The organism is Geodermatophilus sp. SYSU D00710 (genome assembly GCF_054050195.1).
On record NZ_JBJGYX010000003.1, the window covers coordinates 130,846 to 149,476 of the forward strand.

Sequence of the window (18,631 nt, forward strand, 5' to 3'; positions counted from 1 at the left end):
GCTTGCCCGTCCCGCGCCCGGGTAGCCGTTCCCCGTGAGCGAGACGAGCGACGACCGGGTCGCCAAGGTCGCGGCCCCCGACGCGGGCACCGGCCGGATGGGAGAGCACCACCTCGCGGCGGGCTCCCGGGTGGCGATGCGCCTGTGGGACGAGCAGCCGGAGAGCGCGGGCAAGCCGGAGACGGCGCGCGACTACGAGACGGTGGGCTACGTGGTCGCCGGGCGGGCCCGGCTGCGGGCCGGTGACCAGACGCTGGAGCTGGGCCCGGGCGACTCCTGGGTGGTGCCGGCCGGGGTGAGCCACACCTACGAGATCGTCGAGGCGTTCACCGCGGTCGAGGCGACGTCCCCGCCCGCCCAGCAGGGCGACCGGGACGCGCCACCCGCCTGAGCCCGGACGGCCTACTCGCGGTCGAGCAGCCGCAGCGACGGGCGGGCGGAGAGCCGCTTCTCCAGGCTGACCCGGTGCCGGCCCTGCGCGTCCTGGCGGAAGTCGAGGGAGTCGACCAGCGCCTGCATCAGCCGCACGCCGGCGCCGCCGTCGCCGTCGAGACCGGCCCGGTCCTCGGCCTCGGCGCGGTCGAACCCGGTGCCGTCGTCGACCACGGTGATCCGGCACAGGCGGTCGTCGATCGCGACCGACACCTCGTACTCGGCGTGTTCGCCGGCGTGCTGGACGACGTTGGCGCAGGCCTCGGTGAGCGCCAGCGTCGTCTCCTCGACCACCGGCCGGTCGACGCGCAGGTGGTCGAGCGCCTGGCGGCACAGGCCGCGGACGAACGGCACGCTGTCGACGTCGACGGGCAGCCGCACGGTGAACGAGATGTCCACGCCGAGGCCCCCTCTCCGACGCCGCGTTACGCTCCTCGGGTCCGTTCCGTCATCGAGGGAGCCCGATCGTGCAGTTCGCCGTCCACCGCGGTGCGGGACTCGGGCGACCCGCGCTGAGGGTACGCGGTGAGCTCGACATCGCCACGGTCCCCCAACTGGCCGACTGCGTCGAGGCCGAGCTGGCCGCGGGGCCGCGGTCGCTGGTCATCGACCTCACCGACACCACCTTCATGGACTCCTCGGGCGCCCGGCAGCTGGTCCGCGCCGCCCGCCGGGCCGCCGAGGCCGGCACGTCGCTGCAGGTGGTGTGCCCGCGGGAGAACAAGGCGGTCCGCCTGGTCATCGACCTCCTCGAGCTCGAGCGGCTGGTGCCGGTGGTCGAGTCTGCGGGCCGGGGCGACGGGGAGGTCGGGTCGTAGGGTCGGTGGAGTGACCTCCACCGGGACGCCGACCCCGCCTGCGCCTGATCCCGTCCGCCGGCGGGTCGACGAGGAGGCCCTCGCCCGCTGCGCCGAGGAGCCGATCGCGGTCCCGGGCGCGATCCAGCCGCACGGCGCGCTGCTCGCCGTCAGCGAGCCCGACCTCGCCGTGCTCGTCGCCTCGGCCAACGCCGCCGACGTCCTCGGCACCGACCCCGCGACGCTGGCCGACCTGCTCACCCCCGCCGAACTCGAGCGGCTGCGCGCCGCGCTGGCCGGCGACCTCGCCCAGGCCGACCCGCTGCGGGTCGCGCCCGGCGGCACCGAGCTGGACCTGGTGCTCTCCCGCAGCGGCGGCCTGCTCGTCACCGAGTGGGAGCCGGTCGCCGGCGCCGGGGAGGCCGGCGCGGCCTGGCACCGCCGGCTGCCCACCGTGCTGCAGCGGCTGTCCGCGCCGACGACGCTCGAGGGGCTCACCGCCGTCCTCGCCCGCGAGGTGCGCGCGCTGACCGGCTTCGACCGGGTGATGGTCTACCGCTTCGACGCCGAGTGGAACGGCGAGGTGGTCGCCGAGGACCGCCGCCCCGACCTCGAGCCGTTCCTCGGCCTGCACTACCCGGCCAGCGACATCCCCGCCCAGGCCCGGGCGCTGTACACGACCAACTGGATGCGGCTGATCCCCGACGCCTCCTACACCCCGGTGCCGCTCGTGCCGCCGCGAGTGCCGGGCACCGGAGCGCCGCTGGACCTGTCGGGCGCGATGCTGCGCAGCGTCTCGCCGGTGCACCTGGAGTACCTGGCCAACATGGGCGTCACCGCCTCGATGTCGGTCTCGCTCATCGACCGGGGCCGGCTCTGGGGCCTGGTCGCCTGCCACTCCTACAGCGGTCCGCACCGGCCCTCCTACGCCGACCGCACCGCCGCGGAGTTCCTCGGCCGCACCGCCTCGCTGCTGCTGCACACCACCGTCGAGGCCGGTGAGCGCGACCGCGTCGTCGCGGTCTCCCAGCGGGAGGCCGACCTGGTCGGCGCGATCGGCCGCAGCCCGCGCACGCCGGCCGCGGCGCTGGTCGACGGCGCGGTGACCGCTCTGGACCTGCTGCCGGCCTCGGGCGCCGCCGTCCGTCTCGACGGCCGGCTGCACCTGCTCGGCACGACGCCACCGCCCGACCGGGTCGCCGCGCTGGTGCCGGCCGTGCTGCGCGCCGGCGGCGCGACCGACCGGCTGACCCTCGACCTGCCCGGCTTCGACGACCTCGCCACCGACGCCAGCGGGGTGCTCGCCGTCGAGGTCGGCGGCGGGCGCGGGGACTTCCTCGCCTGGTTCCGCCCCGAGACGCCGCGCGAGGTCAGCTGGGGCGGGGACCCGCGCACGTCCGAGGTCGACGGCGGACGGCTCAGCCCGCGCCGCTCGTTCGCCCGCTGGACCGAGACCGTCCGCGGCACCGCCCGGCCCTGGCACGGGCACGAGGTGGCCGCCGCCCGCGCGCTGGCCGGTCACCTCGGCGCGGCGGTGCTGGCCCGCGCCGGCGAGGACGACCGGCTCGCGGCCGCACTGCAGCGCACGCTGCTGCTCGAGCGGCTGCCGAAGGTGCGCGGCGTCGCGCTGGGCGCGCGGTACCGGCCGAGCGAGGCCGACGTCGTCGGCGGTGACTGGTACGACCTGGTGCCGCTGCCCGGCGGGACGCTGGCCGTGGTGCTCGGCGACGTCGCCGGGCACGGGCTGACGGCGGCCTCGGTGACCGCGCAGCTGCGGCACGCGCTGCGGGCGGCCCTGCTGCGCGACGAGGGACCGGCCGCTGCGCTGGCCGAGCTCAACCGGCTGGTGGCCGCGCTGCTGCCCGGTGAGATGGCGACCGCCGTCGTCGCCCAGCTCGACCCGGCCACCGGGCGGCTGGCCCTGTCCAGCGCCGGGCACCTGCCGGCCGTGCACGCCGCCGGCGGCACCGCCGCGCTGGTCACCGACGGCCGCGGCACGGCGCTGGGCCTGCTCGACGACGCCGCCTACCCGGAGGTCGAGCTGCGGCTGGACGCCGGCGACCGGCTGCTGCTCTACAGCGACGGCCTGGTCGAGCGCCGCGACCGCCCGCTCCCCGAGGGGATGGCCGCCGTGCGGGACGCGGTGGCCGCCGCGGCGGGCGAGCCGCAGGAGGTGGTCGACGCGGTGGTCGCCGCCCTCGGCCCGTCCGGCGCCGACGACGTCACCGTGGTGGGGCTGGCGCGGGTCTGAGCCGGGCACGCCGCCGGGGTGGTGTGCTCGCGCGGACAGTCGTGCTCTGCCTACCCCTGTGTGCAGTGCACGAAGGGGTCACCGGAGGTGACCCGGCGGAAGCTCGTGCTCTGCCTACACCTGTGGGCAGAGCACGACTGCGCGCGGCGGCCCTCCTGCAGGAGCCCGCCACGAGCGTGCGAGTGGCGGGGGCAGGAAGGGTCCTTCAGCAGGCGGTGACGCGGCCGTCCTCGTGCACCGTCAGCCGGCCGGCGGCGGCCGCGCGGTCGAGCGCCGCGGTGAGCAGCGGGACCAGCGACGGTGTGCGACGCCGGTAGCCGAACACCTCGGCGGTGCGGGCGAACAGGTCCTCGCGGGCCAGCCCACCGGCCTCGCGGCACAGCGCGGCCATCGCGTTGCCCACCTCCTGCGGCGGCACCTGGTCCAGCGGCCGGACGGCGCTGGCGGTCTGGCGGCGGTAGGTGGTCCAGCCGGCCGGGTCCAGCGACGCCGGCCAGACCACGTCGCCGTCGAGGGTGTGCGCCGGCAGCAGCGCCAGCAGCGCGTCGCGCCGGGCCTCACCGACCCGCGACAGCCCGAACGCGCCGACGGCGAGCCGGACCAGGCGATCACGGTGCACCGGCCCCTCCGCGCGGAGCCCCGCGGCGAGCACCCGGGTGACCAGGCGCGCGTTGCGCGGGTCGGCCAGGGCGTCGAGGACCTTGCGGTCGCCGGCGGGCTTCGGTGCCCAGGGGCGGAAGCGCTGCTCGGCGGGCGGCTCCTCGGGAGCCGGGGGCTCCTCCGGGACCGGCGGCACGACGCTCAGCACGACCGGCGGCGTCACCGGCGGGGTCTCGGGGTCGGCGGCCGTCGGGTCGGGCAGGTGCCGCGGCGCCGGCAGCGCGGCGACGGCGGCCGAGGCCACCGACCGCAGCACCGGCCCGCCGCGCGGCGCCGGGCCGGGAACCCCGGGTTCCTCGTCGTCGTCCGCCGCCGCGGGAGGCGCGTCCACGACGGCCAGCACCGGGGCGGCCGGCGCCGGCGGGGCCAGCGCGGTCACCGCGGCGGTGAGCCGGTCGAGCACGGCGTCGCGGTCGCGCAGCCAGGCGGGCAGCCACACCCGCTCGACCGCGGGCCAGCCGAGCAGCCCCGCGAGCACCTCGGCGGGCAGGGCGTCGCGGTCGCCGACCGTGCGCCGTCGGGCCCACGCCGGGCCGTCGAGCAGCACGGCCACCACGGGGGTGTCGGGCGCGTCGGCCGGGGCCAGCGACAGGTCGACGCGGAAGCCCGACAGGCCGACGTCGGTGCGCACCACCAGCCCGCGCTCGCGCAGCGCGGCGGCGATCTCGTCGCGGTGCCGGTCGGGGACGCCCGGCCGCCGCGCCTCCCGCGGCAGCGCGTCGGGGCCGAGCGCGGCCAGGTCGAGGTAGGCGCGCAGGTGCTTGATGCCCAGCGAGGAGGTCTGCTCGGCCCGCAGCGCCGCGGGGTCGAAGGAGGAGAAGACGACGACCTGCCGGCGGGCGCGGGTGATCGCCACGTTGAGCCGCCGCTCGCCGCCGACCCGGTTGAGCGGGCCGAAGTTCAGCGGCAGCACCCCGCGGTCGTCGGCGCTGAACACCGTGGACAGCAGCACGACGTCGCGCTCGTCGCCCTGCACCGTCTCCAGGTCCTTGACGACCACGCCCTCGCCGTCGGTGCGGTCGAGGGCCGCGACCAGCCGCTCGTCGCCGGCGTCGCGCAGCAGGGACTCGACGTAGGCCCGCTGCTGGGCGTTGACGGTGACCACGCCGATCGAGGGGACCTCGCCGGGGGCGGCGGCGTCGAAGCGGCGGCGGACCTCCGCGACGACGGCCTTGGCCTCCATCGGGTTGGTGCGCAGCAGCCGGCCCGCGCCGGTGCGGTGGAAGGTGCCCTGCACCCGTACCAGCGAGATGCCGTGCCCGCCGTCCCCGGCCGACGGCCGTGCCGACATGGGCGCGGGGAACGAGGAGAGCCGGTTGCCGTAGTAGTGCGCGTTGCTGAACGCGACCAGCGACTCGTCGCGACTGCGGTAGTGCCAGGACAGCTCCAGCCGCGGCACCCCGGCGCGCACGCACTCGGAGAGGATCGACTCCTCGTCCTCGACGGCGGTGCCGGGCAGCTCGGGCAGCTCGTCGCCGGCGGCGGTGGTCTCGGCGAGCGGCGTCGGCGGCAGCTGCGCGCTGTCGCCGACCACGACGGCCGCGCGGGCCCGGCCCAGCGCACCGACGGCGTCGGCGACGCGCAGCTGCGAGGCCTCGTCGAACACGACGAGGTCGAACAGGCCGGCGCGGGCCGGGAGGAACCGGGCGACCGCGTCCGGGCCGGCCAGCACGCACGGCAGCAGCGCGGTGACGACGTCCCCGCGCTCCGCGAGCAGCGCGCGCACCCCCGGCCCGCCGTCGGCGTCGGCGAGCGCACCCCGGAGTGCCACGAGCAGGTCGTCGTCGGGGCGCCGGGCGGCCACCGCGGCGGGCAGCGCGCCGGTGAGGTGCGCGCGGACGGCGCGGGAGGCGGCGGTGAAGCGGGCGACCGCCCGGTCGTGCGCGGCCGCGTCGAACTCGTCGAGGCCGGTGGCGGCGCTGCGCTCGGTCGCCGACGCGGCGGCCAGGCCGAGCTCGAAGGCGCGGACGGCGTCCTCGGCGGGCAGCGAGCCGCTGACCAGCGCGGCGCGGGCGTCGGTCAGACCGGCGTCGCGCAGCGGATCGAGGGTGTCGAGGAACTCCGCCCACCGGCGCAGCGAGATCAGCCCGCTGTGCTCGACGCCGCGCTCGGGCCGGGTCATCGCCCAGCGCAGCAGCACGCCGTCGTCGCCGCACCAGGCGGCCAGCCGCGCGGGGGTGCTGCGGCAGACGCGCAGCAGCCGGTCCAGCTCGTCGCGCAGCCGCACGACGGCGGCGGCCGCCTCGGGGGAGGGGCCGGGCCCGGCGACGACGTAGCGGCGCAGCGCGACGGCGAACTCGCGGGCGCTGTCGACCACCGCGCCCGCCCGCCGCAGCCAGGCCACCTGCCCGTCGAGGAGCGTGGGGTCCAGCAGCGGGTTCCAGCCGGCCGGCACCGACAGCCCGGGGATGACCGAGGCGCGCGCGGCGATGCCGGTGGCCGCGGTCTGCAGCCGCCACAGCGCGGCGGTCAGCTCCGGGACGTCGCGCAGCTTGAGGGTCACGCCGGGGCGCAGCACCGGCGCCAGCTGCGCCCGCACAACGCGCAGGCCCTCCTGCCGGGCCCACCAGTGGCCGGCCTGGGCGGTCTGCGCGGCGACGTAGAGGTCGGCCAGCGGCAGCGCGAGCGCCTCGGGCGTGGCCAGCTCCAGACCCGGGTGGACGGCGGAGGTGAACGCGGCGACCTCGCCGAGCACCGTCGTCGTCGCCACCGACCAGCGCTCGGTGGGCACCTCGTCGAGCACGTCGAGGCCGACGGCGGGCCCGGACAGCAGGTGGGCGAGGTCGTCGAGGTCGCCGGGCGTGCGCACCTCGCGCAGCGCCCGCGCCAGGTGCGGCTCGGCCGGCAGCGCGCGCATCGCGGCGTCGACGGCGGAGGCGGCGGCGTGGGCGGCGCGCAGGTCGACGCCGGCGGTGTCGACGAAGGCCCACGGGTGCCGCGGCGAGGGGCGAACCAGGTCGGCGACGACGGGCAGCAGCGCCAGCGCGCGGCGCACCGCGGTCAGCGTCTCGGCGGACGCGGTGGCGGCGAACTCCTGCGGCAGCGGCAGCCGCGGCACGTCCTCGCCGGCGGCCGGCTGCGCGGTGTGCGCGGCGTGGAAGGACAGGCCTGCCGCGTTGGGGGCGTGCAGCCGGTCGGCGTAGCGGGCCAGCGTCCGGCGCGCGGCGCGCAGGTCCTCGACGTCGGCGGGCGGCCCCGGGTCCTCGACGTCGGCCGGGCGGTCCAGCGCCGCGCGGACGCGGGCGCGCAGCCCGGCCGGGCGGGCGGCGTCGCCGTGCAGGGGGAGGGTGGCCGGGCCGAGGCCCACCGACTCGAGCCGGCGGGCGACGACGTCGAGCGCGGTCCGCTTGGCGGCGACGACCAGCACCCGCTTGCCCTCGGCGACCGCGCGGGCGACCAGGTTGGCGATGGTCTGCGACTTGCCGGTGCCGGGCGGGCCCTCGAGCACGAACGTGCGGCCGGCGGCGGCCTCGGCGACGGCGCGCAGCTGGGCGGCGTCGGCGGGCAGCGGGCAGGCGGCGGCGAGCTCGTCGAGATCGGCGTCGGCCGCGGCGGGCGGCACCGGGTCGGCGAACGGGGCGGTCGGCGTGTGCGCCAGGTGGGCGAGCAGCGGGTGGGCGGCCAGCTCGGTCCAGGACCGGTCGAGGTCGCGCCACGCGCGGAACCGGGCGGCGGGCAGCACGGCGAGGTCGGCGGTGGCCTCGACGCGGAACGGCAGCGCCGCGTCGGCCAGCGCCTGCCGCACCGCGGCCAGCGCGCCCTCGAGGTCGACGCCGTCGTCGTCCTCGCCGTCGAGCCCGGGCACGGTCAGCCCGTGCACCCGGCGCAGCTTCTCCAGCAGGACCCGGTTCGGGACGGCGGCCGCGGCGTCGTCGGCGGCCAGCCGGTAGGAGCCGTCGGCGGGGGAGAGGACCACCGGCAGCAGGACCAGCGGGGAGCGCATCGACCGGCCGTCGAGCTCCCACGCCAGGCTGCCGGCGGCGACGTACAGCTCGTTCGCGCCGGTCTCCTCGCGGACGGTGCGCGCCCGGGCGGCCAGCGCGCGCAGCCGCGGCAGGTAGCCGCCCTCGGTGACGTCGGCGTGCACGGCGCGGCCCTCGTGGAGGACCTCGCCGAGCACGCCGACCGGCAGCTCCCGCGCCGAGCGCGGCCCGCCGTCGGCGTCCGCGGCCGGCACCCGGTCGCTGGGCAGCAGGGTGACCCCGCCGTCGGCGAGCAGCTCGGCCAGGGTGGCCAGGTAGAGGCCGGGGACGACCAGCGGCAGGCCGGCGCCATGGGGGAGGTGGACGAGGCGGTTGCGCAGGCCCAGGTCGAGCAGGTCGTCCCGCCACCGCTGCACCCGCGGCGGCACCCCGGCGCCGGCGGCCGGGGCGGCGTGCCGGCCGGGCGGGCGCGCGGCCGGGTCGTGCTCGGCGGCGCGGTACTCGACCACCTGCAGCGCGCCGTCGGGGCCGCGGGTGCGGGCCGGCAGCGGCAGGATGCCGTCGCGGCGGGCGCGGTGGACGTCGGTGACGCCCAGGACGCGGTCGGCGCCGCCGGTGAGCCACGCGTCGCGGGCGGCGCGGTGCAGCCGCTCGGCGTCGGGGTCCCCGTCGCTGCGGCTGGTCAGCAGCGTCGTCTCCACCAGCCGGACGAGGCCGAGCCCGACCGAGTCCACCAGCGGCGCGACGTCGGTGGTCGCCACGCTCTCGGCGCTGCGCTCCTCCCGCCAGTAGCCGAGGAACGCGTGGCCCTCGGTGAGCCACAGCAGCGTGCGGACGCCGGCGGCCTCCAGCGCGGCGGCGAGCACGACCGTGGTGTCCAGCGAGGTGCCCACCCGGCCGTCGAGGACGTCGCCGGGGGTGCGCACCTTCTGCGCGATGTGCGCCCAGTCGGCGGCCGCCTCGCTGTGCCGGATGCCGCGGGCCCGCATCGCGGCGGCGACCGCGGAGACGATCTCGTCGACCCGCTCCGGGCCGGCCTCCCCGCCGTCCAGCGACGCGTCGCCGGTGCGCTCGTCGAGCAGCGCCGCGGCCTCGGTCAGCAGCGCCGGGACCGCCGGGTGGTTGGGCAGCACGTGCGCGGCCAGCAGCTCCAGCGCGAGCGGCAGGGGAGTGGCCAGCCACTGGCCGGCGGCGAGCACCTGCACCGGGACCGCGGTGCCGCCGACGTCGGCGCCGTCGACGGTCACGTCGATCTCGATGACGCCGGGCCGTTGCTCCTCGATCTGCAGCATCGCGGCGGGGTCCATGACCAGGTCGACGTCGCTGAGCACCGTGGTGGCGTCGGCGTCGAGGTCGACGGTGAGCTCCACCGGGCGCCCCACCGGGCCCTCGGCGTCCTGCACGCCCAGCCGCACCACCGCGCCCGACACCGCCGCGCCGTGGGTGGCGAAGGCCAGCCGGGAGACCACCGGGACGCGGTTGTGGGCGAGGGCGTGCGAGAGCACCGGCGTGCTCGTGGCGGTGATCGCCACGGCCACCCGGGGGGCACCGTCGTGCGGATGCGGCCGGGCGTCGGTGGTGCTCACGGCGTCCTGTCTACCGGCCCGGACGGAACGGTCCGGTCATCGCCGCGAGCGTCTGGGGCGGGTGTGACAGGAGCGCCGAGACGTTGTCCGGAGCCCTCCCGCGGCTGCCGATGGTGAGCGCCCCTACCCCGCGAAGCGCTGCTCCAGGTCCTGCACCTCGGGCAGGCCGACGAGGTCGGTGAACTCGCCGAAGGACGGCAGCCCCTCCAGCGGCGGGACCCCCTGGGCCCGCAGCGCCGCGAGCAGCGAGCGCATGCCCGCCGTGGCGGCCAGCAGGGTGCCGATCGGGTAGATGACCAGCGCGAACCCCAGCTCGGTCATCCGCTGCAGCGACAGCGGGGGCGTGCGCCCGCCCTCGGCCCAGTTGAACACCAGCGGCGCGACGCCGGCGAGCCCCGAGGCGATCCGCTCGACGTCGGCCTCGGTGGTCGGCGCCTCGACGAAGAGCAGGTCGGCCCCGGCGTCGGCGTAGGCCCGGGCCCGCTCCAGGGCGTCGTCGACCCCGCTGACGGCCACCGCGTCGGTGCGGGCGATCACCACCAGGTCGGGGTCGCGCCGCGCGGCCACCGCTGCCCGCACCTTGCCGGCCATCTCCGCGGTGCCGACCAGCGCCTTGCCGCTCATGTGCCCGCACTTCTTGGGCATGACCTGGTCCTCGAGCTGGATCCCGGCCACCCCGGCCTGCTCGTAGAGCTGCACCGTGCGGACCACGTTGAGCGCGTTGCCGTAGCCGGTGTCGGCGTCGGCGATGACCGGGACGTCGACGGCGGCGGCGATCCGCCGGGCGTTGTCGACCATCTCCGCACCCGACAGCAGCCCGACGTCGGGGCGGCCGATCAGCGAGGCCGTCGTCCCGAAGCCGGTCATGTAGACGGCGTCGAAGCCGGCCTGCTCGACCAGCCGGGCCGAGAGCGCGTCGTAGGCGCCCGGCGCCACCAGCGGCCCGGGCCCGGCGAGCAGCTCGCGCAGCCGGGCCCGCGGAGCCGGGCCGTTCCCCAGCAGATCACCCACGGTGCCCCCTCGGTTGCATACAGAGCCCGACTCGGGCCGGTCCGGGTCGCGCGCAGTCTGCACCCGTCCTGACGTGCGCGGCAACCGTCGAAGCGGAACTGCGGGGTTTCCCGGCGGGCCCTTGTGTCCGGCGGTCGGCGCCCCTACGTTGCATGCAATCATGGGGAGGTGTGACCGGTGACACGTCCGCAGACGTCCGCGGAGCGGACGCTGGCCGCGCTGCGCGAGCTCATCATGGGCGGGGACCTCGCCCCGGGCGCGCGGCTGGGCGAGGTGGAGCTGGCCGACCGGCTCGGCGTGAGCCGCACGCCGGTGCGCGAGGCGCTGTCCCGGCTGGCCGCCGAGGGACTGGTCGAGGTCGTCCCCAACCGCGGCGCCCGGGTGGCCACCTGGACCGTCGCCGAGCTCGAGGGCGTGTTCGACCTGCGGTCGGTCCTCGAGCCGCAGCTGACCGCGCACGCCGTGCCCAACGCCCGGCCGTCCGACGTCGAGGAGCTCGACGCCCTGGCCCGGCGGATGCACGAGGTCGGCGCCCCTGGTCCCGGCCAGGACCTCGACGCGCTGGTGCCGCTCAACCGCGCCTTCCACGACCGGCTGGTCGCCCTCGCCGCGCACCCGACCCTGGCCGCCGCCCTCGCCGCGGCCATCCACCCGCCGATCGTGCGGCGCAACTTCCTCACCTACGACGAGGAGTCGCTGCGCCGCAGCCTGGCGCACCACAGCGAGATCGTCGCCGCCCTGCGCGCCGGCGACCCCGCCTGGGCCCGCGCCGTCATGACCTCGCACATCGCCAACGCCCGCGCCGTCATGGTCCGGGCGGCCCGGTTGCAGATGACCGCCACCGCGATCCGCCAGGAGGAGACCGCATGAGCTACCGGCTCGGAGTCGACGTCGGGGGGACCTTCACCGACGTCCTGCTCGTGGACGAGGACAGCGGCGCCACCTGGCGGGCCAAGACCGCCTCCACCCCGGCCGACCAGGCGGTCGGCGTGCTCACCGGCATCGACAGGGTCTGCGCCGACGCCGGCATCTCGCTGGCCGAGGTGGCCCAGGTGCTGCACGGCACGACGGTCGCGACCAACGCCATCCTCGAGGGCAAGGGCGCCACCGTCGGCCTGGTCACCACCCGCGGCTTCCGGCAGGTCCTGCAGATCGCGCGCAGCTTCGTCCCCGGCGGGCTGGCCGGCTGGATCATCTGGCCCAAGCCCGAGCCGCTGGCCGACCTGGAGGACACCGTCGAGGTCGACGAGCGGATCGCCAGCGACGGGTCGGTGGTCCGCCCGCTCGAGGACGCCGACGTCCGGAACCAGCTCGAGCGGCTCGCGCGCGGCGGCGTGCAGGCCCTCGCCGTCAGCCTGGTCAACTCCTTCGCCGACGGGTCGCACGAGCGCCGCATCCGCGAGCTCGCCGCCGAGGTGCTCACTGGCGTACCGGTGTCGCTGTCCTCCGACGTGCTGCCCGAGCTGCGCGAGTACGAGCGGACGCTCACCACCGTCGCCAACGGCTACGTGCAGCCGCAGGTCGACCGGTACGTGCGCCACCTCTCCGAGGGGCTGCGCGAGGGCGGCGTCGCCGGCGAGCTGTCGATCCTGCGCAGCGACGGCGGCCTGCAGTCGGCCGACGCCGCGGTCGCGGCACCGGTGACCATGCTGCTGTCCGGCCCGGCCGGCGGGGTGGCCGGCGCGGTGTGGGTCGCCGAGCAGTGCGGCCACCGCGACCTGATCACCTTCGACATGGGCGGCACCTCCACCGACGTGGCGCTGGTGCGCGACCTGTCCCCGCGGATCGGCCGGGAGACCGAGGTCGGCGACCTCACCGTGCGGGCCTCCAGCGTCGACGTCCGCACCGTGGGCGCCGGCGGCGGCTCGATCGCGCACGTCCCCGAGCTGACCCGCGCGCTGCGGGTGGGCCCGCAGTCGGCCGGCGCCGACCCCGGCCCGGCCGCCTACGGCAAGGGCGGGGTCGACCCCACGGTCACCGACGCCAACGTCGTCCTCGGCTACCTGCCCTCCGCGCTGGCCGGCGGCGAGATCACCCTCGACGTCGAGGCGGCGCGGGACGCGGTGAGCAAGGTGGCCGAGGCCATGGGCCTGGACTCCCCGGAGGCCGCGGCCGCCGGCATCGTCGACATCGTCAACGAGAACATGCTCGGCGGGCTGCGGCTGGTCTCGGTGCAGCAGGGCTTCGACCCGCGCGACTTCGCGCTGGTCGCCTTCGGCGGCGCCGGGCCGCTGCACGCCAACGCGCTGGGCAAGCTGACCGGGGCGTGGCCGGTGATCGTCCCGCCGTCACCGGGCGTGCTGTGCGCCCTGGGTGACGCGACCACCAGCCGGCGCGACGAGTCCGCCCGCACCGTGCTGCGCCGCTTCGGCCAGCTGACCGACGGCGAGCTGGCGCAGATCCTGCGCGAGCTGGCCGACGAGGCCGGCGAGCGGCTGGCCGCGCAGGGCCTGGCCCGGGCCGACCAGACCGTCGGCTTCCAGGTCGACGTCCGCTACCACGGGCAGGGCTTCGAGATCCCGGTCGAGGTCGACCCGGCGTGGCTGGACGGCGACGGCGCGCTGGGCGAGCTCGGGAAGGCCTTCGACGCCGAGCACGACCGGTTGTTCTCCTTCCTGCTCGACGTCGACCACGAGCTGGTCAACGCCCGCGCCACCGTCACCGGGCCGCGGCCCGACGTCACCCCGGTGCACCTGGAACAGGGCGACGGCGACCCGTCCGGGGCGCTGGTGACCGAGCACCCGGTCCACGTCGAGGGCGAGCGGGTGACCGCCGGCGTCTACGACCGGGCGCGGCTGCGGGCCGGGGACGTGGTGCGCGGCCCCGCGATCGTCACCGAGATGGACTCCACCACCCTCGTCCTGCCCGGGCACGCGGCGGAAGTGCACGCGTCCGGGTCCCTGCTGATCACCCCCGCGGAGGGCTGACCCGTGGCCCGGATCATCGAGACCGCGACCGGCGGCGTGGAGCGCGTCGACGTCGACCCGGTGACCCTCGACCTCATCGAGAACGGGCTGCGCAACGCCCGCTACGAGATGGACGAGGTGCTGTTCCGCACCGCGCTGTCGCCGGGCATCCGCGAGCAGCACGACGAGTTCCCGCTCATCGGCGACCCCAGCGGGAAGATGGTCGTCGGCCAGTTCGGCCTGTCCATCCCCGACTTCCTCGACGGCTTCGACGACACCGTCGAGGAGGGCGACGTCCTGCTGACGTCCGACCCGTACTCGTGCGGCGCCGCGATCAGCCACGCCAACGACTGGCTGCTGGTCATGCCGGTGTTCCACGAGGGCCGGGTCGTGGGCTGGGCGTCGATGTTCGGCCACATGTCCGACGTGGGCGGCAAGACGCCGTCGTCGATGCCCACCGACGCGCGCACCATCTACGAGGAGGGCGTGGTCATCCCGCCCTTCAAGCTCTACCGCAAGGGCGTGCTCAACGACGACGCGCTGCGGATCATCCTCAACCAGGTCCGCAAGCCCGACTGGAACCGCGCCGACCTCAACGGCCTGGTCGCCGCGTGCCGCACCGCCGCCCGGCGGGTGGTGGAGATGTGCCAGCGGTTCGGGACGGCCACCTACCTCTCGGCGCTCGACGCGCTGCTGCAGCGCAACCACGACGCGATGAAGGTGCTGCTGCAGATGGTGTTCGAGGAGGGCCGCACCCTCTCGTTCACCGACTACATCTGCGACGACGGCGTCGGCAACGGCCCCTACGAGCTGAAGCTGTCGCTGACCCGCACCGGCGAGAAGGTGCACCTGGACTTCACCGGGTCCTCGCCGCAGGCGGCCGGCCCGATCAACTACTACCTCAACGAGAACCTGGCCCGGATGTTCTTCGGGATCTACATGATCACCGTGGCCGACCCGCAGATCCTGTGGAACGACGGCTTCTACCCGCTGGTCGACGTCACCATCCCGGACGGCTCGTACTGGAAGCCCGAGTTCCCGGCGGCGCTGTCGGGCCGCAACCACGGCATCGGGCGGGTGTTCGACCTGTTCGGCGGCCTGCTCGGGCAGACCAACCCGGCGCTGCTCAACGCGGCCGGCTTCTCCTCCTCGCCGCACTTCATGTACTCCGGCCACTACTCGTCGGGGGAGCGGAAGGGCGAGTGGTTCCAGCTGTACTCGATCGGGTTCGGTGGCATCCCCGGCCGGCCGCTCGGCGACGGCCCCGACGGGCACTCGCTGTGGCCGAGCTTCGTCAACATCCCCTGCGAGTACCTCGAGTCCTACTACCCGTTGCGGATCGACCGGTGGGAGACCGTCCCCGACACCGGCGGCGCCGGCCTGCACCGCGGCGGCAACGGCGTCGACGTCGCCTACGTGTTCGAGGAGCCCGGCGAGATCGCCATCCACGACGACCGCTGGCTCACCTACCCGTGGGGCGTCAACGGCGGGCAGCCCGGCGCCCGCGGCCGCAAGTGGATCGAGCGGGCCGACGGCACGCGCGAGGTGCTGCCGAGCAAGTGCCACGGGGTCCCGGTGCGGCCCGGCGACGTCCTGCACTTCGTCACCTGGGGCGGCGGCGGGTGGGGCGACCCGCTGCAGCGCGACCCGGAGCTGGTGGCCCGGGAGGTCCGCCGCGGGCTGGTCACCTCCCGGGGCGCCGAGCGGTACGGCGTCTGCCTGACCGAGGACGGCGAGGTCGACGCCGACGCCACCGAGACGCTGCGCGACACGATGCGCGCCGACCGGCCCGCGGAGCTGCCCGTCTTCGACATGGGCCCGCCGATCGAGGAGCTGCTGGCCCGGTGCGAGGAGGAGACCGGCCTGCCCGCGCCGCGGCGCCCGGTGTGGGCGGCGGGATGAGCGCGCCCGGACCCCACGGCCCGTCGTTCTCCGGCCGGGTCGGCTGGGGCGAGCGCCCGGCGGTGGTGGTCGTCGACCTCTGCCGCGCCTACACCGAGCCGGGCGGGCCGTTCGAACTGCCCGACCCGGGCCCGGCGGTCGAGGCCACCGCCGCCCTGGTGGCCGCCGCCCGGTCCGCCGGGCACCCGGTGGTGTGGACGGCGGTGCGCTACACCCGCGGCCTGGCCGACGGCGGGCTGTTCGTCCGCAAGGTGCCGGCGCTCGCCGCGTTCGCCGAGGACGCGCCGGGGGAGTGGGGCGAGCTCGCGCTCAAGCCCGACCCCGGGGAGCCGGTGGTGGTCAAGCAGTACGCCTCGGCGTTCTTCGGCACGACGCTCGCGCCGACCCTCACCGGCCTGGGCGTGGACACCGTGGTGGTCGCCGGGGTCTCCACGTCCGGCTGCGTGCGGGCCACCGCGATGGACGCGCTGAACTCCGGGTTCCGGCCGCAGGTGGTGCGCCAGGCCTGCGCCGACCGGACCCCGGCCCTGCACGAGAACAACCTCGCCGACCTCGACGCCAAGTACGCCGACGTCGTGGACCTGACCGAGGCGCTGACCGCGCTCCAGCGCCTCCCCTGACCGGCGGCGCCTCCCGGGTGTCCCCCCTTGCCCCCGGGAGGCGCCGCCCTCGCCGTCCGGCGGGTCGCGCGGAGCCGGGCGCCTCCGCTCCGTAGGTTCGCGCCGGTGCACACCGGCCGGACCCTCTCGCCCCTGGACGTGTTCGACGACGGGTTCGACGACGCGATCGACGACGCGATCGACGGCGACACCGACGTGCTGCCCACCCGCTCCCGCCACCGCGCCGAGCGCGCGGCCTGGCGTCGCGGCTGGGTGGCCGGCGGCGCGGTGGTGCTGCTGGCGGTGGTCGTCGGGCTGGCCGCGCTGGTCGCGCCCGCGGTCCGGACCGGGGACCCCGTCGCCCCGCCGCCGGCGGCCGGGCCCGCGCCCACGTCCACGCCCGCGGCTCCGCCGACCGCGACCCCGACGCCCGCGCCGTCGTCCGTGCCGTCGCCCGCTCCGGTGGCGGTGACGCCCCCGGCCGAGGTCCCGCCGCCTCCGGTGGTCGCGCCGTCGCCGTCGCCCGTGCCGGTGCCCCCGCCGCCGGTGCCCCCGGCGCCGGAGCCCCCGGCGCAGACCTGCGAGCCCAAGCCGGGGCAGGGCAACGGCCACGGGCACGGCCACCAGGACGTCTGCCGCTGAACCGCCGTGCGAGGGTGGCCCGGTGCCGAGGCGGAGCGCGGGGATCCTGCTGTACCGGCGCGGCCCGGGCGGGGACCCGCAGGTGCTGCTCGGGCACATGGGCGGGCCGTTCTGGGCCCGCAAGGACGCCGGCGCCTGGTCGATCCCCAAGGGCGAGCACGACGACGGCGAGGACCCGCTCGCGGCTGCCCGGCGCGAGTTCGCCGAGGAGCTCGGCAGCCCGGTGCCCGCGACGTCGCTCACGCCGCTGGGTGAGCTGCGGGCGGGCGCGAAGGTGCTCACCGTGTGGGCCGCGGAGGGCGACCTCGACGCCGGCGCCGTCGTGAGCGGCACCTTCCCGCTGGAGTGGCCGCCGCGCTCGGGACGGGTGCAGCACTTCCCCGAGGTCGACCGCGCGGCCTGGTTCGACCTCGCCGAGGCGCGGGTCCGGCTGGTGAAGGGACAGGTCCCCTACCTCGACCGGCTCGCGGCGCTGCTCGCCGGCTGAGGTCGCCGGCCACCTCTCGTCGACCGGTCGGCCGTCGTGGTCACCCGGTCCCGGTCACCACGGCAGGCGACCGGTCGCGGGACGCGAGTGGCGACCGGGGCCGCGGGTGCCGGGTCGGGAGGTGGCGCGGCTCACCTCCCCCCGGCGGGCGGGGCCCACCCCTATCTTGCTGCCCGCCGGCGGACCCGCCGGCCCACTCCGAGCGGGGGACCCATGACCACCTCTCCGTACCCGGGCGCGTCCGCCCAGCAGCCCGTCCACGGCCAGGCTCCGTACGGCCAGGCTCCGTACGGCCAGCCCTCCGGCCAGACGCCCTACGGCCAGGCCCCGGCCTTCCCCGGCTACGCCGGCCAGCCGATGCCGCCGGTCCCCGCCGGGGCCCACTTCCCGCCGTCGGGCCCGATCGGCAGGGTGCGCGGCACCGGCGTCGCGATCCTGCTGACGATCGTGACCTTCGGGATCTACGCCCTCGTCTGGTACTACGCGGTCCACGACGAGATGAAGCGGCACACCGGCAACGGCCTCGGCGGGGGACTCGCGCTCGTGATCGCCATCTTCGTCGGCTTCGTCTCGCCGTTCGTCACCAGCAGCGAGGTGGGCGCCCTCTACGAGCGGGCCGGCCGTGCCAAGCCGGTCAGCGGCGCCACCGGGCTCTGGTACCTGCCCGGTGTCTTCATCCTCGTCGGCCCGATCGTCTGGTTCGTGAAGACCAACGGCGCGCTCAACGCCTACTGGCGCTCCCTCGGCGCCGCCTGAGCACCACCCCGCCCGTCGTCGACCTGGTGCGGTCTCCGGCTCCCCGAGACCGCACCGGGTCGACACCGCGCGCTCACCCGCCCGCCGTCCGGGGGAACGGGGCGGGTCGATCGGATGACATCCGTGTCGCGCGCGTGCGCCGGGCCTGCCCTGAGCGACGACGGCTGCCACGCTCGGCGGCCACCGTCCCCGGGAGGTCACCGATGAGCCCCTCGCAGCCCTGCGCCGGCCGGCCCTGCACCTGCGCCCCCGCGTCCCGTCCGGTCGCCACGGCGGTCCTCCGGCGGCGCCCCCGCTGGACCCCCGCCCCCGCGCCCAGGTGACGGATCGCTGACGACTCGTCCCACCCGTCCCAGCCGGTGCGGGCGGAGCGGCCGCGGGTGGCAGGGTCCTGACTCCCCGAGTCCGGCCGGACTCGCGCCGCCCGAGGAGACCCCGCGTGCCCTGTGACACCTGCGCCGCCGAGACCCACCCCGGCCCGGTGTGCCCCCGCTGCGCCGCGCTGGCGCAGCTGACCCAGCCGGTGCTGCGGCTGCAGACCCGCCGCCGCCCGCCGGTGCCCCCGGCGGCACCCGCCCGCTGACGCGCCGCCCCGGGGCCCCCGCGGGCCCGGGGCGCCCGGGGGGCCCCGTCTCATCACCCCCCCCCCCGCCCCGGCCCCCCCCCCCCCCCGCCCCGG

General features: G+C 77.1%; 14 protein-coding genes. 11 read left to right on the top strand and 3 right to left on the bottom strand.

Annotated features, from left to right (window positions below; all coding sequences use genetic code 11):
- The first annotated feature begins 34 nt into the window (after positions 1-34).
- Positions 35-391: a cupin domain-containing protein gene (locus ACI78U_RS02515; RefSeq protein ID WP_456873714.1), complete on the top strand. Its 357-nt coding sequence runs from the start codon at positions 35-37 to the stop codon at positions 389-391.
- A gap of 11 nt (positions 392-402) precedes the next feature.
- On the opposite strand, the gene ACI78U_RS02520 is transcribed toward ACI78U_RS02515, so the two are convergent.
- On the bottom strand, positions 403-831 hold the full coding sequence (locus tag ACI78U_RS02520) for an ATP-binding protein (RefSeq protein WP_456873715.1): 429 nt from the start codon (positions 829-831) through the stop codon (positions 403-405).
- A 68-nt stretch (positions 832-899) separates the two neighbouring features.
- On the opposite strand from ACI78U_RS02520, the gene ACI78U_RS02525 reads away from it, so the two are divergent.
- Both ACI78U_RS02525 and ACI78U_RS02530 read left to right on the top strand, forming a co-directional pair.
- Complete coding sequence (locus ACI78U_RS02525) at positions 900-1,250, top strand: STAS domain-containing protein (RefSeq protein ID WP_456873716.1); 351 nt, start codon at positions 900-902, stop codon at positions 1,248-1,250.
- 10 nt (positions 1,251-1,260) lie between these two features.
- Positions 1,261-3,480, top strand: coding sequence for a SpoIIE family protein phosphatase (locus tag ACI78U_RS02530; protein WP_456873717.1), 2,220 nt, complete (start codon positions 1,261-1,263; stop codon positions 3,478-3,480).
- A 205-nt stretch (positions 3,481-3,685) separates the two neighbouring features.
- Here ACI78U_RS02530 and ACI78U_RS02535 read toward each other — a convergent pair whose 3' ends face one another.
- Positions 3,686-9,649, bottom strand: coding sequence for a DUF4011 domain-containing protein (locus tag ACI78U_RS02535; protein WP_456873718.1), 5,964 nt, complete (start codon positions 9,647-9,649; stop codon positions 3,686-3,688).
- A 123-nt stretch (positions 9,650-9,772) separates the two neighbouring features.
- Entirely contained in the window at positions 9,773-10,660 is an 888-nt protein-coding gene (locus ACI78U_RS02540; protein ID WP_456873719.1) for an isocitrate lyase/PEP mutase family protein, read from the bottom strand.
- A 177-nt stretch (positions 10,661-10,837) separates the two neighbouring features.
- Between ACI78U_RS02540 and ACI78U_RS02545 the strand changes: the two genes are divergently transcribed.
- The 8 genes from ACI78U_RS02545 to ACI78U_RS02580 all read left to right on the top strand — a co-directional run bounded on the left by ACI78U_RS02545 (position 10,838) and on the right by ACI78U_RS02580 (position 18,535).
- Positions 10,838-11,530, top strand: coding sequence for a GntR family transcriptional regulator (locus ACI78U_RS02545; protein ID WP_456873720.1), 693 nt, complete (start codon positions 10,838-10,840; stop codon positions 11,528-11,530).
- Complete coding sequence (locus tag ACI78U_RS02550) at positions 11,527-13,587, top strand: hydantoinase/oxoprolinase family protein (protein ID WP_456873721.1); 2,061 nt, start codon at positions 11,527-11,529, stop codon at positions 13,585-13,587. Before ACI78U_RS02545 ends, ACI78U_RS02550 begins: the two co-directional genes overlap by 4 nt.
- A gap of 3 nt (positions 13,588-13,590) precedes the next feature.
- Entirely contained in the window at positions 13,591-15,468 is a 1,878-nt protein-coding gene (locus ACI78U_RS02555; RefSeq protein WP_456873722.1) for a hydantoinase B/oxoprolinase family protein, read from the top strand.
- A complete protein-coding gene (locus ACI78U_RS02560) occupies positions 15,465-16,088 on the top strand; it encodes an isochorismatase family protein (protein WP_456873723.1) in 624 nt (207 codons plus the stop codon). Before ACI78U_RS02555 ends, ACI78U_RS02560 begins: the two co-directional genes overlap by 4 nt.
- 105 nt (positions 16,089-16,193) lie before the next feature.
- Positions 16,194-16,709, top strand: a complete 516-nt coding sequence (locus ACI78U_RS02565) for a hypothetical protein (protein WP_456873724.1) — start codon at positions 16,194-16,196, stop codon at positions 16,707-16,709.
- A 22-nt stretch (positions 16,710-16,731) separates the two neighbouring features.
- Positions 16,732-17,196, top strand: a complete 465-nt coding sequence (locus tag ACI78U_RS02570; RefSeq protein WP_456873725.1) for an NUDIX domain-containing protein — start codon at positions 16,732-16,734, stop codon at positions 17,194-17,196.
- A 213-nt stretch (positions 17,197-17,409) separates the two neighbouring features.
- Entirely contained in the window at positions 17,410-17,952 is a 543-nt protein-coding gene (locus ACI78U_RS02575; protein WP_456873726.1) for a DUF4234 domain-containing protein, read from the top strand.
- A 439-nt stretch (positions 17,953-18,391) separates the two neighbouring features.
- Entirely contained in the window at positions 18,392-18,535 is a 144-nt protein-coding gene (locus ACI78U_RS02580; protein ID WP_456873024.1) for a hypothetical protein, read from the top strand.
- Positions 18,536-18,631 lie beyond the last annotated feature (96 nt).